The sequence below is a fragment of the Brevibacillus brevis genome (genome assembly GCF_022026395.1).
Taxonomy (GTDB): Bacteria; Bacillota; Bacilli; order Brevibacillales; family Brevibacillaceae; genus Brevibacillus.
In genome coordinates, this window is the sequence record NZ_CP041767.1 from 819,177 (window position 1) to 843,147 (window position 23,971).

Below are 23,971 nucleotides of genomic sequence, written 5' to 3' on the forward strand. Positions count from 1 at the left end.
TCCCTACAAAAGAAGAGGTGAGAAAATTTTGAATATATCCGAACTGTCCATTAAACGTCCGGTCACGATGATTATGATATCCATAGCCATCTTCATTTTTGGTTTGGTTACCTTTCCTCGCTTGGCTATTGAATTGATGCCATCGCTGACTTCACCGGTCGCCGTAGTTGTTACCTCTGTTGAGGGGGCGGCTCCAGCCGAGGTAGAAAAGCTCGTTACCAAACCGATCGAAAATGCATTAGGCACGGTTCCGAATTTAGACAAGGTCACATCAACCTCTGTGAACGGCTCCTCCTCGGTCATCCTCCATTTCAAGTGGGGAACCGACATGGATCAAGCGACACTGAATATGCGAGATAAAGTAGATTTGGTCCGAGGGAGCTTGCCTGAATCAGCTGGTTCACCAAGAGTTTTGAAATTTGATCCGACAAGCCAACCGATCATTGATCTGGCTGTAACTGGCGATCAAGATGTCAACAAACTGAAAAAAATCGCGGATGATGTAATTAAGGCCCGCTTGGAACGAATTAACGGTGTTGCTTCTGTCACTGTCACCGGTGGGCAAGAGCGAATTGTCGATATCATCGTGGACCCAGCCAAACTAGCCGCCTATGGATTGACATTGGATCAAATAAAGGCAGCACTTGAAAACAGCAATGTATCCGGATCAGCTGGTGCGATACGGGAAGGTGACGCAAAAACCAGTATTCGCGTGCAAGGAGAATTCACCAATGTGGACACCATTGCACTCACGCCGATCTCTGTCGGTGGGAGCTTCATCCGACTGAGTGATATTGCCAACGTAACAGACACCATCAAAGAAGTGACCAATCTGAGCTACATTGATGGAAAGCCAAGCTTGGGAATTTCCGTGATGAAAGGCACAGGTGGCAATACGATCAAAATCGCAAAAGACGTAAAGGCTGAGCTGGAGAAGATTAATAGCACGCTTCCAGCAAATGTAGAAACAAGTATCGTTCTCGATACCTCTACCTATATCCAGAGTTCCGTTAACAACACGATAGTACATGCTCTTGCAGGTGGTGCCATTGGCGTACTCATGCTGTTCTTCTTCTTGGGCAGTCTGTCGTCTATGCTCATTGCGGTCATTGTCCTGCCTGTATCGATCATATCAACCTTCCTCTTGATGTATATGACAGGTCAAACAATCAACTTGATTTCCTTGGCAGGTCTCACGCTCGGATTGGGATCATTAGTGGACTTCGCGGTTGTTATGCTGGAGAACATTTTCCGTCAGCGGGAACAAGGTAAGGGCATGATGGAAGCGGCATTGGTCGGTTCCAAAGAGGTAGGAACCGCGGTAATGGCATCGGCATTGGCACAAATTTGCGTCTTCTTACCGATTGCGCTGACAGAGGGGATTGTTGCTGAGCTTTTCGCACCGTTAGCGTTGACGGTCGTTTTCTCACACATCGCAGCACTTGTTTTCACTTTCTTGCTGGTTCCGATGATGAGTGCTCGGATGTTAAAAACGGTACCGGAGCATACGAATCACGAAAACTATCGCGGCTTCAATCCAATAATCTGGTTTAATATCGGATTCCATAAAGTGGAGAAGGGTTATCAAAGGTTGCTCAAATGGGCATTGGGTCATCGGAAAACGGTGATCGGATCTGCTTTTGCCATGTTGATTGGCTCATTGATGTTAGTTCCCTCTCTCGGAGCAGGTTTTTTCCCAGATATGGACCAAGGGTTAATCCAGGTAGAGATCAAGTTGCCAAAGGGTACTGTCTTGACGGAAACAGAAAAAGTAATGAAGCAAGTAGAAGAAGTGGTCAATCAAGTGCCAGAAAAGAAATTGGTCAAGTCCTCTGTCGGGGGTAGCGACGGTATTTCAGAGAGCGGTGCATCTACTTCTCATAACGCAACGATCGAACTTCACGTAGGAGAGATTTCTACGAGACAGCGATCGACAGAGGAAATTGCTGTGGGCCTGCAAGAGCAAGTCAAGCATATTGCAGGTGCAGATATCAAGGTGAAATCCCTTTCCGGTGGTATGGGGGGCGGAGCAGCCATCTCGATTGAAATTCGCGGAGATGATCTGGACGTCTTAACGGAACTGAGTGAGATTGTGAAAGGAGAAATAGCCAAGGTACCGGGAACGATCAACGTATCTACCAGTGTTCAGGAAATGAGTCAGGAGTTCGATGTGAAGGTCAATACAGAGAAGGCGAGCTTGTACGGAGTGACAACAAATGAAATCCTTTCTGCTGTGCGAACTTCTTTCCAAGGTCAAACGGTTACCCAGTATCGTACGGGCGAAGATGAAATTGATATCAATCTCAAACTGCCAGAACATTATAAGGAAGATATCAATTACTTGAAGAATCTGCGCATTTCCACGCCAACAGGCGCTCAAATCAGCCTCACTTCCGTGGCGACCATTAGCAAAGTCGATGTACCACCATCGATTGAGCGCAAAAACATGACGCGCGAAGTGACAGTCACAAGCGATTTGATTGGGGATAACCTGCAAGCGGCCGCGACGGAAGTTACGAATATCATCAATAAGTTGAATGTTCCAGACGGATATACCATCGAAATGGGCGGGCAGAGCGAGGATATGGGAAATTCTTTTGTGAATCTGGGTCTTGCGATTATCTTGTCTGTCGTGCTTGTGTACATGGTCATGGCTGCTCAGTTTGAATCGCTTTTCAGTCCATTTATTATCATGTTCTCGGTTCCTCCGAGCCTTACTGGGGTTATACTGGGGCTTTTGTTTACAGGCACGCCTATTACCGTATCTGTTTTGATCGGGTACATTTTGCTGATCGGTCTGGTTGTGAACAATGCGATTGTGCTAATCGATTTGATCAATCAGTTGCGTGCAAAAGGTTGGGAGCTACATGAAGCGATTTTACATGCAGGACCTGCTCGTCTGCGCCCAATTTTGATGACAACTCTCACAACCATTATGGCCATTGCTCCTCTATCGGTTGCTGCTGGGTCTGGTTTGGAACTGCAAGCGCCAATGGCTACTACCGTCATGTATGGTTTGATTTTCTCCACCATGATCACACTCGTACTCGTACCTGTGGTTACCGTATGGTTTGATGAGATGGGACAAAAGAGACGCAACAAACGCAAGCAAAAGCAGGAAAAGAAAAGCCTTACCACTTTGGAATCGACAAATGCATGAGAAAAGAGGAGGAACCATTCATGATCATAAATAAAAGAATCGCGATTGTGGCGCTACTTTCCCTTACCTTGATCACAGGCTGCGCAAGTCAGGAAGAGGCCGCGACGACTGCTGCCCCACCAGCAGAAACGGTTACCCCTGTACAGGTTGCAACGGTGGCACAAGGCATGGTCACTTCTGAGGCTGGACTCACTGCAAAATTGGCACCGAGTGAGGAAGTCCAAATGTCACCAAAAACCGGTGGGAAAATTGCGTCTCTGCCCGTAAAGCTGGGTCAGCCCGTAACAAAAGGACAATTATTGTTTACACTCGATACGAATGAGCTCTCTAACAGCGTAAGAGAACAAGAAGCAGCTCTCCGTGTGGCAAAAGCGAACTTAACTCAAGCAGGCAGTACTTCTAACCAAAGCTTGGTGGAAGCACAAAATGATTTGACGGAAGCAGAGCGAGCGCTTGCTGACGCCAAACTGAATCAACAACGTAATCAGAAGCTGCTCGCAGAGGGAGCGATTGCTACTGAGAAAATGGAAGAGGCTAATACAACGCTCACAAAAGCCCAAATTTCCTATGATAATGCAAAGCAGAAGCTGCAAAGCGCGAAACAAAAAACGGGTGTGCAAGTATCGGCGGCAAGTGTAACGGAGTCCGAGGTCAGACTGCAAAACGCTCGTGAGCAATTGGCAAATGCAAAGGTTGTCTCCCCCATCGACGGATTCGTCGCAAGCGTGACTGGGGCAGTGGGACAGATGACAGGCCAGCAACCTATTGTGACCGTCGTCAAAACGAATCCACTTGTGGTCAAAGCGAATTTGTCCGAAGCAGATGTGACGAAAGTAAAAGTAGGAGCAGTCGTCAAAGTAAACGTGCAGTCTACAGGCAAAACGATTGATGCAAATGTAACGGCGATTAGTCCTGTCATGGATTCGCAGCTCAAGGCCTATCCAGTAGAAATCACGATCCCGAATGCTTCCAATGAATTGAAGTCCGATATGGTCGTGAATGTTACCTTCCCGCAAAGCTCAGAAGGAGCGAAGTCACTGGTCATTCCTCGCAAGGCCGTATTTGAGCGTGAAGGCAGACAATACGTGTTCAAGCTGGAAGGGGAAGCAGCCAAGCAAGTGGAAGTGTCGACGGGCAACTCGACAAGCGAGTTGATTGAAGTAGTATCCGGCCTAGCGAATGGAGATAAAGTCGTGGTAAAAGGTCAGACGCTGCTTGTGGATGGCGGAAAGGTGAGTATTCAGGAGTAGTTAATAGGAAAGAAAAAGGGGCGGAGCAGATCCGCCTCAGGCTGTCGAGAAAGTCGACAGCCATTTTTGTTTCACTTAATTTTAAAGCGACACCGCGTTAATTTGTTATAATTCTTATAATTACATTTAACAGTAGGTGATAATTGTGCTTTCCTCCAATGATAAAAATCCGCAAATGCATTACGAATTTGTGTGCCTCGATGAATTGGTCCCAGAGGACCATTTATTAAGGGTCATCCAAAAACATATAGATTTCTCTTTCATCCGAGAAAAAGTACGTCAATATTATTGCGAGGATAACGGTAGACCTTCCATTGATCCTATTGTTTTATTTAAAATGATTTTCATTGGATACCTTTACGGTATCCGCTCAGAGAGGCAGCTCGAAAAAGAAATCCAGACTAATATCGCCTACCGTTGGTTTCTTGGCCTTTCTTTAACAGATCGAGTTCCAGATCACACAACAATCAGTTGGAATCGTCGAACCCGTTTTAAAAATACAAATGTTTTTCAGGAGATTTTTGATGAAATTGTGCGTTTGGCGATTCAGCATCGAATGGTCGCTGGACGTGTATTGATAAGTGATTCCACGCATCTTAAAGCAAATGCGAATAAACGAAAATTTAAGAAGCATGTCATCGAGAAAACGAGTCGTGCCTATCTCAAAGATTTAGAGGCAGCAATTAATGAAGACCGCGAAGTACATGGAAAAAAGGATTAAAGCCTAGAGAGGGTGTGAAGGAAGAAAAGGAAATCAAGGTGAGTACTACTGATCCAGAAAGTGGCTACATGGTTCGAGACAGCAAGCCCGAAGGCTTTTTCTATCTCGATCACCGGACCGTCGATCATAAGTACAATATTATTACCGATGTCCATGTCACTGCTGGCAATGTCCATGATTCCGTTCCTTACATAGATAGGCTGAATCTCCAAATCGAGAAGTTTGGGTTTAAGGATACAATTGAAGCAATTGCATTAGATGCTGGTTACTTAACTACTCCAATCTGCAAGGCACTTCACGATATAAATGTATTTGCTGTCATCGGTCATCGTGCCTTTACACCTGTTAAAGGCCTTTTTGCTAAATGGCGTTTTAAATATGCTCTGGAGTCCGATGTGTACATATGCCCTCAAAAACATAAGCTTACTTATTCGACTACTGATCGAAACGGATACAGGATGTATAAGTCCAATAAAGAAATTTGTAAAACTTGTCCAAGGCTTACTGAGTGTACCCGATCTAAAAATCACCAAAAGGTGATAAGCAGGCACGTTTGGGAAGAGAGTAAGGAATGGGTTCGACAGAACCGTTTAAGTAAATCAGGGAAATATTTGTATAGATTAAGATACCAAACCATAGAGCGAAGCTTTGCAGATGCTAAAGAACTGCATGGGCTTCGCTATTGTAGGTTACGCGGACGTGAAAATGTCCAAGAGCAGGTATTGATGACAGCAACAGTTCAAAACATTAAAAAGATAGCACTACACCTAGCGAAAGCAAGTTAGGTGCAGGCTATCCTCTTTTTCAGCACTTCGTGCTGGAACAATACCAAAAAGAAATCCCCAAAATGGGGGTTTCTCTTCAGTCTGGGGCGGAGCAGATCCGCCTTTTTTTGTTATGAAATGGAAAGAAAATCTACTCTACCAAAAATGCCAAACAGAGTATAATTTTAGCTATGATTAATTTCGACATCAAAGAAATGAAGGGATAAGGAGTCATACATGATTATATCCGCCAAACTATCCAAAGGAATGGCACTGCTCATGACAGTCGTGCTCGTCTCTGGATGCTCGATGTTTGCGAGCAAAGAAGAATCCACTGAGCGCCTGAAGATAGAGAAGAAACAGAAAATCACTCGATACACGGGTGAAAAAAGCAAGGCGCTACCTTATGTATACACGGGGCGCAAGGAACTGGCTCTGACGTTTAACGGCATGGGCGACGATAAAATGATGAAAAGTCTTTTGGAGCAGCTAGATGCTCATAAAATAAAAGCTACCTTTTTTCTCCCTGGTATGCGTGTCGCCGAGGAGCCAAACATCGCCAAGGACATTTTGGCCCGCGGTCATGAAATCCAAAACAACACATTGAATCAATTGGATATGAGCAAGCTCAGCTACGAGCAAATATATCGAGAGATTCAGTTGAGTAATGAGGTAATCAAACGCGAGACGGGTATTTCACCTCGCTATGTGAGGACCAAATCTGGCGATGTGACAGATGACGTTCGTTTGGCAGCCGCCCATCTCGGGATGGAAGCGGTCGTCAGCTACAATATCAACCCGAAGGACCGTGATTTGCAAAAAGACGCCAAAACTATTGGAGATTACATAACACGCTACATGTCCAGAGGCAGCATTATCTCACTCAATACAGACATCAATCCTGAGGTGATCCCAGCCATTCCGATGATCGCCAAGGCAGCAGCGGATATCGGCTATCAGTTTGTCCCGCTCAGTGAGATGGTGAAAAACGGCGGTGAACGCAAGCCGCTGGAACAAATTCCAGGCTTTGACGCAGCAAAATTGAACCCGCAATTTGAAAATGCCGAGTACGAGATCATCTCTCAGGTCGACACAAATAAAAAACAGATCGCGCTAACCTTTGATGACTGGGGAAGCGACAAAACCGTAACGAAACTATTGGACATTTTGGCAGAGCATAATGTAAAAGCGACGTTCTTCTTGCGGGCAAAAGGGGTGGAGAACAATCCGAATTTGGCGAGAGCGATGGTAGAAAGTGGCCATGATGTGGCCAACCATTCGTATAGCCATCCAGTCATAACGACGCTGACACCAGAAGAATTGCAAAAGGACGTGGTCAAAGCACATCAAGTCATTACCGAAGCGATCCAACAGCAACCTGTCATGCTGTTCCGTCCGCCGACTGGCGTAGTAGACGATCACACAGCCAAAGTGATAGCAGCTACGGGATACAAGGTCATTGCGTTGTACGATGTCACCACATTGGATTGGGACAAGAAAAACAGCGCCCAAGATATTGTAAATGGCGTCATGAGCAGAACGAAAAATGGCAGTGTCATTTTGCTGCATATGCTCGATGACATCCACACGATTGAGGCACTCCCGGTTGTACTGGAAAGCTTGAAAAGCAAAGGCTACACCTTTGTAAAGATGGACGATATGCTTAAATAAAGCCGCTTTGGCAACTAATCTCTTTCTCAGAAAGGGATTTTTTTTGCCTTTTTCGCAAAGCTGGGGGCGATTGACAGTAAAAATACTCTTTGTTATAGTTTTGTCGATAATGATAATCAATATCGATAATATATCTATTTTACAAACGTACATAAGGGAGGCCCATCATGCTTACGAACAAAACAGTCAAAGCTGTCCTTGCTGTCATTTTTGTGTTCTCGCTTTTTTTGACGGCATGCGGTGGAGCAAATACGGCAACGCAAGCACCCGCCACGGATTCTGCTTCCAAGCCAGCTGACAAGTCAACAGAAGCCCCTACGGTAAACAAAATGCGCAGTATCGAAACACCAAAAGGGACCATTCAAATTCCTGACAAGCCACAACGTATTGTGACGGACTACTACGCAGGCGAGCTGATTGCAGTAGGTGGAAATGTAATCGGTGCAGAGACGGAAGCTTTCAAAAGCCCGTTTACCGTGGAACAATTAAAAAATGCGCAGGACGTAGGTAGCCCGCGGATCAATGTGGAGAAAACGTTAGAGCTCGCTCCTGACCTTATCGTCGTCATGTATGATGACAATTATGAAGCCTTGTCCAAAATCGCTCCAACCGTTTATCTCCCGTATGGTACGGCGACAAACATTTACGATACGGTCAAATTGTTCGGAGAAGTGGTTGGCGATAAAGAAAAGGCAGACAAGTTCATTGCAGACTTTGACAAGAAGGCTGCCTGGGGTCGCGAAAAGCTGAAAGGCATCGTGGATGAGAACGCGACGGTTGGTCTCTACGAGCTGACGAACAAAGGAGATTTGTGGATTTTCGGCGATCACGCAGGTCGCGGTGGTCAAACCGTGTACAATGCATTGAAGCTGAAAATGCCGCACGCAAACAAATCCAAAGAGCAAACCGTACAGCTGTCCATGGAAACCTTGCCAGAATACGCTGCGGATTACATGTTCGTTACTTTCTACAATCCGGAAAAAAATAGCGAAGCCTTGAAAACCTTACAGGAGTCCGCTGTCTGGAATGCCACCCCTGCGGCGAAAAAAAATCAGATTTTCTACAACGACTACGATACATTCTATCGCTATGACCCAATTGCGATCACAGCACATATCGATATGTTCGTAGATATGCTGATCAAAAGGCATGAAGAGAACAAGAGCAAAAAATAGATCACAAGAAAAGGTCATCCCTCGCCGGATGACTTTTTTTCGTCTCACGTAATAAACCTTACAAAATGTAAAGAAAACTGTAAGGAACATCAATAGCTCCTATTCTGGAATTTGGTTACAGTTGATAGCGACAGAAACAACGAGCGCTAGCCAATAGATAGAATGGAGGAACGTAGAATGAGTACTGCTGTACTAGAAGTGAAAGACGTTCAAAAAATATATGGGACAAAAGGTGAAAGCCAATCGCATGCCTTAAAAGGCGTATCGATGACCATAGCCAAAGGTGAATTCGTAGGAATCATGGGGCCATCCGGTTCGGGTAAAACAACTCTGCTCAACGTGATTTCTACACTGGATCGTCCAACAGAAGGCTTTATTGAAATTGCGGGAACGAACATTACACAGATGAAGCGTAATCAGCTTGCAGATTTTCGCTCACAAAAGCTCGGTTTCATTTTTCAAGATTTCAACCTGCTAGAGAATTTGTCCGTGTATGAGAACATTGCATTGCCACTGTCTCTGCAAGGAGTCCCTTCCAAAGAGATCAGCACCAAAGTAAGTAACGTAGCACAAACACTCGGGATCGAAGAGATTTTGCAAAAATATCCGGTTCAAATTTCCGGGGGACAAAAACAACGTGCCGCAGCAGCACGCGCACTTGTGCATGATCCTGCGATTTTGCTGGCGGACGAACCGACGGGCGCTCTCGACTCGAAGAATGCAAAAAGCTTGCTGGAAACGATGACAGATTTGAACGAGAACCACCAGGTATCCATCATGATGGTTACGCATGACGCCTTTTCCGCGAGCTATTGCAAACGGATCTTGTTCATTCAGGACGGCAAATTGTACACCGAGATTCAACGTACGGGGGATCGTCAGCAATTTTTTAAACAAATTCTGGATGTACTGGCCGAGCTAGGTGCATCACATGATGTACGCTAGGAGGTAACGTTTCATGCTTTTCAAGCTATCCTTGTCCAGTATGCGGAAGATGATGAAGGACTATCTGGTTCTGCTCGTGGGTCTGGTCATCTCCATTTCGATTTTTTACATGTTCCAGACGCTTGCCCTCAATTCTGATTACACGAAGAACAACGCGATGATCTCTTCGATTCAGATCGTTTTCAATGTAGGGGCATTCCTGCTGGCGTTTATCACGATTTTTTATATCTTCTATGCCAACTCATTCCTACTCTCACTGCGGCGCAAAGAGCTTGGAATGTACATGGTCTTGGGGGCGAAGAAGGGGAAAATCAGCCAGATTTTGTTCCTGGAAACATTGACGATGGGGATCATTTCCCTGGTGATCGGTAGTCTGGTTGGTGTTGCACTTGCAAGCGGCATCGGCGTCTTGCTCATGAACCTGCTGGAGATTTCTACGGATGGGTACTATCCTTTTTATCTGCCAGCCGTTTGGATGACATGGGGATTCTTCCTCATCCTGTTTATCATCACATCCACGATCAATGCGACTCGTTTGGCTCGTGCTACTGAGCTCGCTCTCATCCGTGCCGAGCAACAAAATGACCAAATCAAATCAAAAGGAATCGGAGCCGTTTTGGTAGCCATCCTTGGCGTGATCCTGTTGGCTCTGGGCTATACATGCTTGCACTTGATTATGTACCTGCAAGCTCTCGGCTTTATCGTAGGCGCTATTTCATGCACAGTCGGGACGTACTTGATATTCATCTCGCTGTTGCCAGTGCTTGTACAGGCTTTGAAGAAAAATAAAAAGCTGAATGATAGCAAGTTGAACGCATTCACTTTTGCTCAGCTGCGTTTTCGGGTGAACAACCTGACCAAAATCCTTGGTACAGTAGCCATGCTGATCGGGCTTGGTGTCGGTGCGATGGCAGGGGGCTTGGCCTTCCAGCAAAACGTCAATTTGTTTACCTCGGTATTCCATGTGTATGACATGAATCTGCATGATCCGGTAGAAGCGGATTATGAAGCACTGAAAAAAATGAACGTCCTAACGCAAAATACGTATCGATACAAAGTCGACGACAAGGCGTATTACTACTTGAAGGAAGACTTGCTGGCAAATCCGCTACTGATTTCCACGAACAGCATTCAAAATTACTCTGCTGACAACAAGCCAAAACTTGTGACAGATCCGCTTCCAAAAGAGACGTATATCGTTAGTTCGTCAAAAGATGACAAAGGTAAGTACGATGCTGTTCCTGAGGATTGGGACAAAGCGATATTCACCAATTTTATCAACTACCAGATGATTGAGGGCAAATCTGTTTTGGTTGTGGATCAGGCGACGTATGAGAAAACCGCTGGAAGTGAACATAAGGTTCTCCTTGCCCAGGTTGACGACTATTTGAAATACACGCACGAATTAAAAGAAATGGATGAACGTCAAAAGCAGTTGATTGGGTCTATCGCAAATGTGGAAGCGAAAGACGTATACACTTCTTCCAAATACAGCACGTATGCGGGGATGTATATTTTCACAAGCGGAACGATGTTCATGGGCTTCTTCCTCGGAATTGCTTTCCTGGCGATGATGGCGAGCTGCCTGATGTTCAAAATCTTGTCCGGTGCTTCCCGTGACAAAGATCGTTACAGTATGCTGAGAAAAATCGGCGTACGTCGATCGTTGCTCGTAGGTTCGATCTATAAAGAGCTGTTCATGGTATTCATTTTCCCGGCGATCATCGGTCTGATGCACGTATTGATCGGTATGGAGATGTTCTCGTTCATCCTTTTGGACCCGTATCTGAACATTTGGATTCCGACGCTGATTTTCGTTGTGATCTATGCGATTTACTATTACATCACGGTTCAGCTTTATCGTGGAATTGTGTTGCCGAAAGAAGCGTAAAGAATCAATCCTCCTCATTTGAGGGGGATTTTTTTGTCTTTTATAACGGAGCTGTTGTGGGGAAGAAGCGTCTTTCCAGTCTACGCTTCGGCCTACGCCCCGCTGTGGGTTGGACTGTCCGCTCCGGGCTGAATGGCGGGAGCCGCTTCAAAAGTAGCAGTTTCGATGAGGTATTCGCAGAGTTGAAGCTAAAAGCACTCCCTCCATTCAGCCCTCCGCTTTGTCGGGCTCCAGAGGCGCTTGGACTGGAAATACGCTTCTTCTACGGAGCTATTGTTAAAAACGGAGAGCCGCTTCAAGAAGCGTTCTTCAAATCAAAACAGTTGGAAAGACAAAAATAATGAACACATCCCGCTGTTGACAAAGATAATGATAATCATTATCATAATCAGTGGTTGATTGGAAATCATGTCCATTATGCAACATCCTTTATCATTTGATGTAACACCTAGAAAAGTAAGGGGGAAATTATTCATGCGTCTTATGAAATTACCAGTGATGCTTGTATTTTTGTCTGCGATGCTGCTACTCGCTGCTTGCGGCAATGCAGGGTCATCTGCACAATCTGGTTCCAACCAAGCTGCTACAGCTCAGCCTGACGCGGCGAAGCCGGCTGAAGAGCAAGTGCGCACAGTGAAGCACATGATGGGAGAGTCGACTATCAAAGGCACTCCAAAGCGTATCGTTGCATTGGAATGGAGCTCAGCAGAGCATCTGTTGGCTCTTGGTATTCAGCCTGTAGGGATTGCAGATATTCCCAATATGAAAAAATGGGTCAAACTCCCGGTGGAGATTGCTCCAGAAGTAGTGGATGTAGGGAGTCGTACTTCCCCAAACCTGGAATCGATCATGATGTTGAAGCCAGATTTGATTATCGGTGTTAAAAGAAATGTGGAAGCCAATTACGACGAAATAAGTAAAATTGCTCCAACGATTGCTTTTGATACGAATCCTGCTGAAGGTCAGGGATCACAGTATGATCGAATGATCGAGATTTTCAAGCAAATTGCGGATATTACGGGTAAAAATGCTGAAGCCGAAGCCGCTTTGAAAGACCTCGACAAGACTTATGCGGAAGCAAAAGAAAAGCTGACCAAAGCAGGTGCAGATAAAGTTCCTTTCGTCCTTGCGATGGGGTACAGCAGTCAAAATGCGGTAGAATTCCGTTTGTCTACGGACAACTCTACAGCAGCAAGCATCTTGATTCATATCGGTCTGACTAATAAGTATAAGCCCAAGAAATTTGAGCAAACAGGAATGACATTGGCAGATGTGGAGGCACTTCCAGCGTTGCAGGATGCGAATTTCCTCCATATCATTCAAAATGATGACAACGTGATTGAGAATCAATTGAAGAACAACCCGGTTTGGAACGGCCTTACTTTTGTGAAAGAAAATCGCGTCTATGCTCTGGGCGGAGATCTGTGGCCGTATGGTGGTACCATGTCTGCAAAGATTCTCGCGAATAAAGCTGTTGATCTGTTGGCAAAATAATGAGTTTAGCCAAAAGTAAAATGTTTACACGATCTGACATCACTCCAGCCACTTCACAAAGAGAGGGCTGGAGATTGTTCTTGATGGTAGGGAGTGGACTGGTCGCTCTGTTGGTGCTTACATTTGTCAGTTTGACACAGGGAATGGCAGACATTTCTCTGCGTTCTGTTGTTCAGGCCATTGTTGCTCCACAAGACATTTCCGATCACCATATGATTCAAGGTGTGAGACTTCCGAGAACGGTCATGGGGCTTTTGTCTGGTGCAGCCTTGGCGATTGCCGGAGCTTTAATGCAGACAGTGACACGAAACCCGCTCGCTTCTGAAACGACACTGGGCGTAAATGCAGGTGCTTATTTCTTCGTGGTGTTCGGGATGGTTTTCTGGCCATCATTCTTGCATGACCATCCGCTTCCATTTGCGATGGCGGGCGGAATACTTGCAGCTGTTACCGTATATTTCATGTCTGGCGGGCAAAAAGGTACGCCTGTGCGTGTGGCTTTGTCCGGGATGATTGTCACCTTGGTGTACTCCTCCTTGACGAGTGCCATCATCTTATTTAACGAAGAAACGACAAATGGCATTTTCCTCTGGGGCTCAGGCTCCTTGAAGCAAAATGACTGGTCGGGTGTAGAATTCAGTTGGCCTTGGATTGTAGCGGGGATTTTGGTCAGCTTTTTCATGGCCAGGCAGCTTGATGTACTTAGCCTTAATGAAGAAACGGCGAAATCCTTGGGGCAAAAGGTAGCAAAAACACGGCTTTTCACCATGTTTATTGCGATCCTGGTTACGTGCGTCAGTGTCAGTGTGGTCGGGCCAATCGGTTTTATCGGACTCGTCGCTCCGCATCTGGTGCGATTGTCAGGCATCACCCGGCATAGATGGCTGCTGCCGCTATGTGCCATCTGGGGGGCAGCGCTGCTTGTGGCTTCCGATACGATTGCACGTATGTTTATCAATCATTATGGTGAACTTCCGGCAGGAGCCATCACGGCTGCTATCGGTGGCCCATGGTTGATCTGGCTGGCTTTGCGTGTTTCGCGCAGCATGAGTGCTGGTACTGGAGGCTCGATGAGTGTCGGTGGAGCACAACGCAAAGTTTCGTATCCGTTGATTGTGTGCATTCTTGCTGTGTTGCTCGTGGTCGTTTGGATGATCAGCTTGTCTAGCGGAAACATGTACCTGCCGTGGACAGAGATCATCGCCATTTTCATGGGACAAGGAAACGAGATGTACAGTCAATTGGTGTTTGAGCTTCGGATGCCGCGACTGTTGACAGCGATGCTGGCAGGTGTGGCACTCGCGATCAGCGGAAGTCTCATGCAGAGTGCAGTACGTAATCCACTAGCTGATCCGCAGATTGTCGGTGTCACGAGCGGTGCGGGTGTAGGGGCGATTATCGTGCTCCTCGTGTTTCCTCAACTCTCGGCTTGGATGCCGCTAGGGGCCGTGGCAGGCGGGATCATCTCTGCTGCGATTGTGTACGCGGTCTCTTGGAGAAGGGGACTCAATCCAATCATCTTGACGCTTGTAGGTATTGCGGTTTCTGCCGCAGGTGCCGCCTTGATCAATATCTTGATCGTACATTCCATGATCCTGGCAGCGCCCGCACTCACTTGGTTGGCAGGAAGTACATATGGGCGGGGATGGATGGAAGTAGGCCGTCTTTTGCCTGCGATCCTCGTTTTAGCACCGATCGCATGGTGGCTGGGACGTCGGGTGGACCTTTTGTCATTTAACGACGAGAGCTCGACTGGATTGGGGTTAAAGGTGCGGATGACGAGGTTGTCTGTGGCAGTTATTGCAGTATTGCTCGCTTCAGCGGCAGTTGCCAGTGTCGGAGCCGTAGGATTTATCGGTCTTCTCGCTCCGCATGCTGCCCGTATGCTGGTTGGACCGCATCATCGCCGTGCAGTTGTCGTCTCAGCCATGCTTGGAGCTGTATTGCTGGCTGCTTCTGATTTGTTGGGAAGAACCGTCATGATCCCGAAAGATATTCCGGCGGGAGTAGTGGTGGCGTTGCTAGGTGCGCCCTATCTGTTCTTGCTGATGTTTCGTTCAAATCGTTCCTCACAATAGACGTAGGCAAGGCAAGTACTTGCCAAATACAGAGATCTCCAACATGATAAAAGTAGAACAGGCTGATTCTTGCAATCAGCTTGTCTACTTTTTCTTGCTATTTTCCGGTGATAGAAGGATGTGAGTCTGTTGACGATTAATCAAGATTATCCTGGCTTTTTGATGACCGCCTTTCGCAAACAGCGATTGAAAAATTTTCACCTGCGTCAGATTGAGGTAAACACCCATGTGCTTTGCTATGTGGCAGCAGGAAGTGCGGAGATGACGGTTGATGGTCAAAAGCAGGTGCTCGACGCCGGAAAGCTCTTGTTGTTTAGCCCGACGACAAAGATAGAAGAATTGCGGTGCCAATCAGGACCGTTGCACATATACAGGCTGCATTACGCGGAAACGAGACACGATCAGCACGAGAGCGCTCCCGAGAGGAAAGAAGTCGAGGTTTTGGCTGTCTCTACTCCCGCTTCATTTCTGACGGTATTGGAGGAACTCTCGCAATTGACACGGAAGCGGGACTACTCTTCTTTTTTGCGGAGCCAAGCGCTGCTATACGAGCTGCTTGGTATTGTTCATGATGAACAGAAAAAGAATGAGGAAAAAGGCATTGGAGCGATTGAGGAGACCATCGCTTACATGCAAAAACACTACCGTGAGTCATTGGAATTGGGAAGCTTGCCAAAACTGGCGGGGTTGACCCCCAGCTCTTATTGCCGTGCTTTCAAACGTGCGACGGGAATGACACCTGGGGAGTATTTGACTGGGCTGCGGATGGAGCATGCCAAGGAGCTGCTTGCCCATTCGGGAGGAAGTGTGAAGGATGTAGCTCGTAACGTGGGTTATGCCGATGAGCTGTATTTTAGTAGACTCTTCAAAAAACGCGAAGGATTGTCGCCGCAAATTTATATGAAGCAAGGTGACCAGCGGGTAGTCGTGGTCAGCAAGCTGTTCTTGCAGGATCATTTTCTCGCGATGGGAATTCAGCCGATTGCAGCCCCCTCCTTCCCGAACTACTTTGAAACGAGGACGGGCTTTCCTTCTTATTTGCAGCAAAAGCTGCGCGGGACAAAAGCACTGAATGCAGAGCGGTTGATTGATCCGAAAGAGATTTTGACTTTGTCGCCTGATGTGATTGTCAAAATGAATTTTTTTCACAATCGGGAGGCAGGAGACTGGGAGAAAATAAAAGGAACGGTCTTCTTTGACGGCTATCCGAACTGGATTGACTACCAAAAGAGATTGGCGACGCTTTTCAAGAAAGAGAGTCTGGCAGAGAAAATCATCAAGCACATCGACATAGTGGAAAAACAAGCAAGGGATGCACTGTTACCGGTTACACGCACGGGTGAATGGACGATGATTCGCGTCCTTGCAGATGAGGTGCGCCTGTATGGTGTAGAGGGGCACGCCCTCGCTGACTTGTTTTATCACAAGCTTGGGTTTGCACCTGATCAGAATGTGAATCACGCAGCCTATAAACCAAATGCGCTCAACGATCTGATCGAATTGAACCCGGAGAGAATCATCGTGTTCTGGAGTGAACGGGAGCATGTGGCAGCGCTGTGGAACAACCCGCAGTGGAGAGAGATGCGTGCGGTGCGGGAAAACAAAGTGTACCATCCCGCCAATCACGAATGGGACCCATGGGGACCGTTTGGCAGAGAGCATACGATTCAAAGGAGCACAGCGTATTTTCTCCAGGTCGCACAGAGATAATCTGGTCCATGGCAATTGGACAATCACGTCCATAGAAAAGGAAGAGGAGTCTCTATATACTATCAATTGATAATTGTTATCACTAAGTTGATAAGCAGAAGTGGGGGCATTCTCGATATGAAAAGTCAGACCAGTTTACGTACCATGCGCCACCTCATGACCAGCTTCTTCGCGCTGTGCTTGCTGGTTGTCCTTGCCGGTTGCGGAGGCAATGCCAATCAAGCTCAACAGACGCCAACTGCATCGGGCACGACGACTGAGGCTACTCCGGCACCAGCACCAACCGATTCCATTGAAGTACGTGAAGTGAAACACGCAATGGGTACCACTCCGATTAAGGGAACACCAGAACGCGTAGTTATTTTAACGAATGAAGGTACGGAAGCTTTGCTAGCACTTGGCGTTAAGCCAATCGCTGCTGTACAGTCCTGGGATGAAGATCCTTGGTATCCTCACATCAAAGATCAGATGACAGGCGTAGAAGTGTTGGGCTTCGAAGACCAGCCAAATCTCGAAGCGATTGTAAGCCTGAGCCCTGATTTGATCATCGGAAACAAAGTACGTCATGAAAAGATTTACGATCAACTGTCCAAAATCGCTCCAACCGTATTCTCCGAAGAGCTGTCCGGTAGATGGAAAAGCAACTTCACACTCTATGCTGAAGCACTGAACAAAAAGGCGGAAGGCGAGCAAGTCCTGAAAGAATTCGACGACCGCGTAGCTGCTGTGAAAGCAAAGCTGGGTCCTAAAGCTTCTACCAAAGTATCCGTAGCGAAATTCTCCAAAAAAGGTGTACAAATTTATCAAAAAGATACATTTAGCGGTGTGCTGCTCGATCAGCTGGGACTCGCACGTCCAGCTTCCCAGGACGTTAATAACTTTGCAGAAATGATCAGTGAAGAAGGCATGTTCGCTATGGACGGGGACATCCTGTTCTACTGGGTAACGGAGCCAACAAAAGAATCTCAAGACATTGCGAACAACGCAAAAAAATGGATGGAAAGCCCAGTCTTCAAATCTCTGAATGTGGCGAAGACCAATCAAGTTTTCCAGGTAGACGAAACGGTGTGGAACAAAGCAGGCGGCATCAAGGCAGCGAATTTGCTGCTTGAAGATATCGTGAAGCGGCTCGATGTGAAGTAAGAACAATACGGCGTCAAAGCGAGAGACCTCATCCGAAGTATGGATGGGGTCTTTTCTTGGCATAATATGGGATGACTGCTTAGTTTATGTACCTTAAATTTTCAAGTCGCTTGTTCAACCATGACATTTGTCATGTCTCCGACTTGACGTTTATGACTACAGCGGCCAGACGCTATTTTCTACAATATAGATAGAATATAGTGTCCGGCGCACTCCACGTCTCTATGCGCTTCGGTCGAGGAGGAAACAATTGATGCATCAAGCCAATATTGCCGAGTTGAAAAAGAATGTTGCCCCCTTTGAAAAATCAGACATGAAAAAGAGTATCCGACAGCTAATCAATACGCTAGTTCCGCTGATTCTTCTCTGGTACGGAGCTTATCTCAGCTTATCTGTGTCCTATTGGCTGACGCTGCCTATCGTCATTGTCGCAGGTGGCTTCGTCATCCGTACCTTCATCATTTGCCATGATTGCTGCCACCAATCCTTTTTCAAAAATCGTCGGGCAAATGACATCGTGGGGACGATTACTGGTGTGCTTACCCTCATTCCGTATGAACAGTGGAAAAATAGTCACAATATTCACCATGCAACGAGCAGCAACCTCGACAAACGAGGTGTAGGCGATCTGTGGATGCTGACTGTTAATGAATATCTCGAAGCTCCTACCTGGCGTAAAATGGCTTATCGGCTGTATCGTAATCCAATCGTTATGTTTGGTTTGGGTCCTATTTTTGTCTTTTTGCTCCAATATCGTTTTAATGTAAAGCGAGCTCGCCGCAAAGAGCGGTTGAATACGTATTTGACGAATGTATTGCTGGTCGGTCTTTATGGGCTCTTAATCTGGGCGGTTGGCTGGCAAGCATTCCTGCTGATTCAAGGTCCGATCTTTTTTGTCTCGGGATTGTTTGGGATTTGGCTGTTTTATGTGCAGCATACGTATGAGGATTCGTACTTTGAGAACGAAGAAGAGTGGAGCTACGTGAAAGCAGCAGTAGAAGGAAGCTCTTACTACAAGTTGCCGAAGGTTTTGCAATGGATCACAGGCAATATTGGCTTTCACCACGTCCATCACTTAAGCCCACGTGTACCGAATTACAACCTGGAAAAAGCACATAACGAGACACCGCCGCTTCAGAAGGCGACAACGATTACACTGGCGGCAAGCGTGCAGTGCCTGCGTTTTCATTTGTGGGATGAGAGCAACAAGCGCTTTGTGAGCTTCAAAGGCATCAAGCGATTGGCTGCTGCTCGATCTGAAGTGATCATGGATGCACTCCAAGGCTCCAAACCGAGTTTGGAAGGAAAATAAGCCTGCCATAAACCCTTGATTTCCGATACACTTGAGAGAGTGCCGAAGAAAAGGTGGGCAAGCATGCAAAAGCAGAAGTGGTATCACATTCTTCAAAAAAATACGGGCTTGAGCCCTTATGTGTGGGTTGTCTTCTACATCCTGCCATTCTATTTCATCTTCCGGTCATCATCGACGTACGAAGCGGTGATCGGAATCATCATGATCATTCTGTTTTTTATTTGCTATGTATTCTCCTTTCTGTCAAAGGGCTGGCTGATTTACTTTTGGACGGGTGTGCAGATCATCATATCCATCGCGATGACCTTGATGTTCGGCTATGTGTATTTCTCGCTCTTTCTGGCGTTTTTTATCGGGAATATCGAGAACAAGATCGGCTTTGTTACGCTGTACACGGTTCATTTGATTAGCACCGCCATATCGGTCAACATCGGCTTTTTCACCAAAAACGCGCAATTGATTAGCCAGCTTCCGTTTGTTTTGGTTAGCATGGTTGCTGTCATTCTCTTGCCCGTGACTACGTACAACTGGAATAAGCGAGAGAAGCTGCAAGGAGAGCTGGAGCATGCGAACAAGCGGATTTCAGAGCTGGTCAAGCTCGAGGAACGCCAACGCATTGCCCGCGACCTGCACGATACGTTGGGGCAGAAGCTCTCCCTAATTGGGTTAAAAAGCGATTTGGCGAACAAGCTGATCAACAAAAATCCTGCTCTGGCGAGAACAGAGCTGGAGGAGATCAGGCAAACAGCGCGAATCGCTTTGAAGGAAGTACGGGAAATGGTCACGCAAATGCGTGGGACGCGGCTAGAGGATGAGATGTTTCGGATCAAGCAAATTTTCAAGGCAGCGGATATTGAATTCGTGTTGGAAGGTAACACGAATCTGACCAACACTTCGCTGATGACAGAAAACGTGTTGTGCATGTGCCTGAAAGAAGCGGTCAACAATATTGTGAAGCATAGCAACGCCACTGCCTGTTCCATTGTCATTGAACCCGCTCGTACCGATCTCGTCGTAAGCGTAACGGATAATGGCATCGGAATGGCGGAGGAATTGGTTTACCGAGGCAACGGTTTGCGTGGAATGAAGGAACGGCTGGAATTTGTCAACGGAAGCATGGAAATCCAGTCCTCCGTGTCTGGAACACAGCTAGTGATTCGGGTACCCAACATCTTCAAACAACCGGAACAGGAGGCGGGAAGATGATTCGCATTGTCATTGCAGAGGACCAGCGGATGCTCTTGGGAGCCCTTGCTTCCCTGCTCGATTTGGAAGAGGATATGAAGGTCGTCGGAAAAGCAAGTAATGGTGAAGATGCGGTCAAGCTCGTGCATCAGCATCAGCCCGACATTTGCATTATGGATATCGAAATGCCAGTCAAAAGCGGATTGGACGCTGCCGAGGAATTGAAAGGTAGCGGGTGCAAGGTGATGATTCTTACAACCTTTGCTCGCCCAGGTTATTTCGAACGAGCACTAAAGGCAGGCGCAAACGGCTACTTGCTCAAGGACAGTCCGAGCGAAGAGCTGGCCAGCTCGATTCGCAGCATTATGGCTGGGCGGCGGATCTATGCGCCTGAGCTGATCGATGAGGCGTATGGGCAGGAGAATCCGCTGACGGAGCGGGAAAAGGAAGTCCTGCTTTTGGTTGCTGACGGGAAGAACACCAAGGAGATTGCCAGTCAGCTGTACATTACGACAGGGACTGTGCGGAATTACATCTCCGTCATTCTCGACAAGCTCGGTGTGAGCAATCGGATCGAGGCGATTATGCATTCAAAGGAAAAAGGCTGGTTTAAGTAGCAGACCAGTTGAAGGAGGCCCTTTCTGTTTTGGCAGGAAGGGTTTCTTTTTTATGGGGTTATGATTGATGATCTGGTATATTTAATATGATTTCATCCACTATCGTATAGGCATGCTACTAGCATATTTTTTATAGATTCCATCTATAGTAAAGGGAGGCTTAAAATGAATCCAGAAACCGATGACCCTAAACAAGTTGTTCTTCAGGTTGGAGGGGTATTAAAAAAAATCCGTAAAGAGAAGCATTTGAGCCTGGAAGATTTATCAGAATTATCCGGTGTGAGCAAGCTGACACTTGGAAATATTGAGCGTGGAGAAACCAACCCAACAATCGGGGTGCTGTGGAAAATTTCGAAATGCTTATCTATTCCACTCTTGGCGTTATTCTCAACCGAAAACAGTGTGAATCTGTCCAGAGCCGGGAAGGGACTCAGAATTGCCGGGGATAATAAAGAGTGGGTCATTGAGCCAATCTTTCAAAACGTAAGCAATGAAATTGAAACGTGTAGAGCTTATTTACAACCGAATAGCTCATACCATCCAGAGAAGCATCACCACAATACAACGGAAATTGTGACAGTAATGTCAGGAACCCTTTCCATCCATGTAAATAATGAGTCGTACACCTTGAACCAATATGATTCGATTAGTTTTAGTGCAGATGGCACACATTCCTATATAAACCAGTCTGACGAGCTTGTTGTGCTCCATATTATATTGAAATACGGGGTCTAAAAATCGATCCCCTGTATGTTCATAGACTACCACGACTATGACCCTTTATCGACCGAATGGTTGCTAGAGGGTTTTTATTGTATTATAATATACGATATTGGTTGAAAAGTATATTATAATATATTTTTCTTTGGTTTCGAATGAACTCCTGTATTCAATCTAATAGACAAAGAGGGAAAATAATGAGCACGCAAAAGATTAAATCAACTTCAAATGTTACTAGATCAGCAGTTTGGGTGGTTATTGTAGGGATCATATTTATTGCAGCTAATTTACGGGCCCCTTTAACCTCGGTGGGGCCTCTAGTTGGTCTTATTCGGGACGATGTTCATATTTCGAATACGCTGGCAGGTATGATTACCACGTTGCCCCTATTAGCTTTTGCACTTTTTTCTCCCATTGTTCCTAAATTAGGACGAAGGTTTGGCGTAGAAGTAATGATTCTAATTTCCATCCTCCTTCTTACTTTTGGGATTATTTTGCGTTCTCTCCCAGGAATCGCTACCTTATATATCGGTACTGCTGTTCTTGGGTTGGCAATTTCCGTTTCTAATGTGTTGTTGCCTAGCCTTATAAAGCGGGAGTTTCCTGGACAAATTGGTTTAATGACTGGTGTATATTCCATTTCTATGAATATATTAGGGGCAATCGCATCTGGCATTAGTGTTCCCATTGCAGTTGGATTAGGAGTTGGATGGCAAGGGGCACTGGGAATATGGGGCATTCTTAGTGTGGTATCCGTATTATTTTGGTTACCTCAAATGAAACGCCGCACTAGGGAAACAGCCACCGTTCAAAATCAATCGGCGGATAGTGGTGTGAATTTATGGCGTTCCGCACTAGCGTGGCAAGTAACCTTGTTTATGGGACTTCAATCTACGTTTTTCTATGTACTGATTACATGGCTACCTGAAATCTTAAAACAGCAAGGAACAAGTTCAGATCAATCTGGTTGGTTCCTATCCATTATGCAGTTAGCCTTGCTTCCCTTTACTTTTATCGTTCCGATTATCGCGGGGCGTATGTCCAGTCAACGTTCATTAGTTACGGTTACGGCAATTTTACTTTTCATGGGAACGCTTGGATTACTTTATGGAAGCGCGAATTTCATTGTTTGGTGGATCATCATGCTCGGAATTGGCGGAGGTTTTGCATTTAGTTTATCGATGATGTTTTTTGGTTTACGTACAGAGAATGCTCAACAGGCTGCAGAGCTATCCGGTATGGCTCAATCAGTTGGTTACCTACTTGCCGCAATAGGCCCGACCCTTTTCGGATATCTGCATGATGTAACGGATAGCTGGACGGTTCCCCTGCTACTTTTGGTCGGTGCGTCAATCTTGCTCTTTATATTTGGGCTAGGCGCAGCCAGAAATCGCTCTATTGGTTCAAAAGCGACATAAGCAAACCATTTCACAGGTATGGTGGCTTATTGCGTTGTGAAAGGCGTAAGATCTTTTACTTTTCCAACGTATAAAAACAGTCATTCACCATCTTGCCAGCGATTTCAGTGCTTTCGGGCACGATTTTATCCAGCTTCATTCCAGCCTTCTCCAAAACACGGCGTGAAGCGGCATGCTCTTCGGAACAAACAGCCGTAAATTTTTTGAAGCCAAATGTATCTACTGCAAAATCAAATACGCGTCTGATTGATTCCGTTGCATAGCCTTTGCCTTTGAATCCGTCCAGTATGATGAAGCCGACTTCCGCAGTGAGGGTTTCTCGGTTACGGGTGCAGATACTAATCAAGCCAACGTCGCTACCGGAGTCGGTTTCACGTATGATCCAGGTCAGCCAGTGGTTCGATTCGAGACTCCACGGAGCGAGTTCTTTCTCAAAGTTACGGCGGATATCTTCGTCACTCATGGTTGCTCCGATATGCTCCATCAGTGTCGGGTTGGAATAGATGGAGCGGATCAGCTCCCAATCGGGTAATGCCACTTTAGTGAGAGTCAGGCGTGCACTGAGAATTTGATTATTCATGGGGATTCTCCTTTGGGAATGGTAAGGAATATTTATAATCGTATACGCTGCTGCATGAGAAGGAAAGGGGGGATTACCAAGAGGCGGGCTGTTCATCAAAAAAAGCCGTCGACTTTTTCGACAGTCAAAAGAGTGCC

General features: G+C 46.3%; 17 protein-coding genes. 16 read left to right on the plus strand and 1 reads right to left on the minus strand.

Translation table 11 applies throughout. The features are described from left to right. The first annotated feature begins 28 nt into the window (after positions 1-28). From FO446_RS04225 to FO446_RS04300, 16 genes are all read left to right on the plus strand, one after another. Positions 29-3,160 (plus strand): efflux RND transporter permease subunit, encoded by a 3,132-nt coding sequence (locus tag FO446_RS04225; protein WP_237899986.1) that lies wholly within the window; start codon positions 29-31, stop codon positions 3,158-3,160. 20 nt (positions 3,161-3,180) lie between these two features. Continuing rightward, entirely contained in the window at positions 3,181-4,410 is a 1,230-nt protein-coding gene (locus tag FO446_RS04230; protein WP_237899988.1) for an efflux RND transporter periplasmic adaptor subunit, read from the plus strand. Between the two features lie 175 nt (positions 4,411-4,585). Continuing rightward, a protein-coding gene (locus tag FO446_RS04235) for an IS1182 family transposase (RefSeq protein WP_237901043.1) occupies positions 4,586-5,916 on the plus strand; the annotation gives its coding sequence in 2 pieces (ribosomal slippage) (positions 4,586-5,126 and positions 5,126-5,916; 1,332 coding nt in all). A gap of 216 nt (positions 5,917-6,132) precedes the next feature. Then, complete coding sequence (locus FO446_RS04240; RefSeq protein WP_173610549.1) at positions 6,133-7,566, plus strand: polysaccharide deacetylase family protein; 1,434 nt, start codon at positions 6,133-6,135, stop codon at positions 7,564-7,566. A 167-nt stretch (positions 7,567-7,733) separates the two neighbouring features. Then, the gene (locus tag FO446_RS04245) at positions 7,734-8,741 is read left to right on the plus strand and encodes an ABC transporter substrate-binding protein (RefSeq protein WP_173610548.1); all 1,008 of its coding nucleotides are present in this window, start codon (positions 7,734-7,736) and stop codon (positions 8,739-8,741) included. Between the two features lie 177 nt (positions 8,742-8,918). Continuing rightward, positions 8,919-9,686, plus strand: a complete 768-nt coding sequence (locus tag FO446_RS04250; RefSeq protein WP_173610547.1) for an ABC transporter ATP-binding protein — start codon at positions 8,919-8,921, stop codon at positions 9,684-9,686. Positions 9,687-9,699: 13 nt separating this feature from the next. Then, positions 9,700-11,577 carry an FtsX-like permease family protein gene (locus FO446_RS04255; RefSeq protein WP_237899989.1) on the plus strand — a complete coding sequence of 626 codons (1,878 nt, stop codon included), beginning with the start codon at positions 9,700-9,702 and terminating at the stop codon, positions 11,575-11,577. Positions 11,578-12,051: 474 nt separating this feature from the next. Next, positions 12,052-13,071 (plus strand): ABC transporter substrate-binding protein, encoded by a 1,020-nt coding sequence (locus FO446_RS04260; protein ID WP_237899990.1) that lies wholly within the window; start codon positions 12,052-12,054, stop codon positions 13,069-13,071. A 20-nt stretch (positions 13,072-13,091) separates the two neighbouring features. Next, the gene (gene fhuB / locus FO446_RS04265; RefSeq protein ID WP_269137339.1) at positions 13,092-15,149 is read left to right on the plus strand and encodes a Fe(3+)-hydroxamate ABC transporter permease FhuB; all 2,058 of its coding nucleotides are present in this window, start codon (positions 13,092-13,094) and stop codon (positions 15,147-15,149) included. A 129-nt stretch (positions 15,150-15,278) separates the two neighbouring features. Continuing rightward, positions 15,279-16,859, plus strand: coding sequence for a helix-turn-helix domain-containing protein (locus FO446_RS04270; RefSeq protein ID WP_237899992.1), 1,581 nt, complete (start codon positions 15,279-15,281; stop codon positions 16,857-16,859). A 117-nt stretch (positions 16,860-16,976) separates the two neighbouring features. After that, complete coding sequence (locus FO446_RS04275; RefSeq protein WP_237899993.1) at positions 16,977-18,002, plus strand: ABC transporter substrate-binding protein; 1,026 nt, start codon at positions 16,977-16,979, stop codon at positions 18,000-18,002. A gap of 253 nt (positions 18,003-18,255) precedes the next feature. After that, positions 18,256-19,314 carry a Delta(5) desaturase DesA gene (locus tag FO446_RS04280; RefSeq protein ID WP_173610541.1) on the plus strand — a complete coding sequence of 353 codons (1,059 nt, stop codon included), beginning with the start codon at positions 18,256-18,258 and terminating at the stop codon, positions 19,312-19,314. Between the two features lie 63 nt (positions 19,315-19,377). Next, entirely contained in the window at positions 19,378-20,520 is a 1,143-nt protein-coding gene (locus FO446_RS04285; RefSeq protein ID WP_173610540.1) for a sensor histidine kinase, read from the plus strand. Then, positions 20,517-21,116 (plus strand): response regulator transcription factor, encoded by a 600-nt coding sequence (locus FO446_RS04290; protein ID WP_173610539.1) that lies wholly within the window; start codon positions 20,517-20,519, stop codon positions 21,114-21,116. The genes FO446_RS04285 and FO446_RS04290 overlap by 4 nt, the downstream gene beginning before the upstream one ends. A 165-nt stretch (positions 21,117-21,281) precedes the next feature. Beyond that, a complete protein-coding gene (locus FO446_RS04295) occupies positions 21,282-21,851 on the plus strand; it encodes a helix-turn-helix domain-containing protein (protein WP_173610538.1) in 570 nt (189 codons plus the stop codon). Positions 21,852-22,033: 182 nt separating this feature from the next. After that, positions 22,034-23,254, plus strand: a complete 1,221-nt coding sequence (locus tag FO446_RS04300) for a CynX/NimT family MFS transporter (RefSeq protein ID WP_221866869.1) — start codon at positions 22,034-22,036, stop codon at positions 23,252-23,254. A gap of 55 nt (positions 23,255-23,309) precedes the next feature. Here FO446_RS04300 and FO446_RS04305 read toward each other — a convergent pair whose 3' ends face one another. Further along, positions 23,310-23,834: a GNAT family N-acetyltransferase gene (locus tag FO446_RS04305; protein ID WP_221866870.1), complete on the minus strand. Its 525-nt coding sequence runs from the start codon at positions 23,832-23,834 to the stop codon at positions 23,310-23,312. Between the last annotated feature and the right edge of the window lie 137 nt (positions 23,835-23,971).

Excerpts from the sequence above, each read along its gene's own strand:
- FO446_RS04230 (WP_237899988.1), top strand. The coding sequence starts at position 3,181 with ATGATCATAAATAAAAGAATCGCGATTGTGGCGCTACTTTCCCTTACC.
- FO446_RS04240 (WP_173610549.1), top strand. The coding sequence starts at position 6,133 with ATGATTATATCCGCCAAACTATCCAAAGGAATGGCACTGCTCATGACA.
- FO446_RS04245 (WP_173610548.1), top strand. The coding sequence starts at position 7,734 with ATGCTTACGAACAAAACAGTCAAAGCTGTCCTTGCTGTCATTTTTGTG.
- FO446_RS04250 (WP_173610547.1), top strand. The coding sequence starts at position 8,919 with ATGAGTACTGCTGTACTAGAAGTGAAAGACGTTCAAAAAATATATGGG.
- FO446_RS04255 (WP_237899989.1), top strand. The coding sequence starts at position 9,700 with ATGCTTTTCAAGCTATCCTTGTCCAGTATGCGGAAGATGATGAAGGAC.
- FO446_RS04260 (WP_237899990.1), top strand. The coding sequence starts at position 12,052 with ATGCGTCTTATGAAATTACCAGTGATGCTTGTATTTTTGTCTGCGATG.
- fhuB (WP_269137339.1), top strand. The coding sequence starts at position 13,092 with ATGTTTACACGATCTGACATCACTCCAGCCACTTCACAAAGAGAGGGC.
- FO446_RS04275 (WP_237899993.1), top strand. The coding sequence starts at position 16,977 with ATGAAAAGTCAGACCAGTTTACGTACCATGCGCCACCTCATGACCAGC.
- FO446_RS04280 (WP_173610541.1), top strand. The coding sequence starts at position 18,256 with ATGCATCAAGCCAATATTGCCGAGTTGAAAAAGAATGTTGCCCCCTTT.
- FO446_RS04285 (WP_173610540.1), top strand. The coding sequence starts at position 19,378 with ATGCAAAAGCAGAAGTGGTATCACATTCTTCAAAAAAATACGGGCTTG.
- FO446_RS04290 (WP_173610539.1), top strand. The coding sequence starts at position 20,517 with ATGATTCGCATTGTCATTGCAGAGGACCAGCGGATGCTCTTGGGAGCC.
- FO446_RS04295 (WP_173610538.1), top strand. The coding sequence starts at position 21,282 with ATGAATCCAGAAACCGATGACCCTAAACAAGTTGTTCTTCAGGTTGGA.
- FO446_RS04300 (WP_221866869.1), top strand. The coding sequence starts at position 22,034 with ATGAGCACGCAAAAGATTAAATCAACTTCAAATGTTACTAGATCAGCA.
- FO446_RS04305 (WP_221866870.1), bottom strand. The coding sequence starts at position 23,834 with ATGAATAATCAAATTCTCAGTGCACGCCTGACTCTCACTAAAGTGGCA.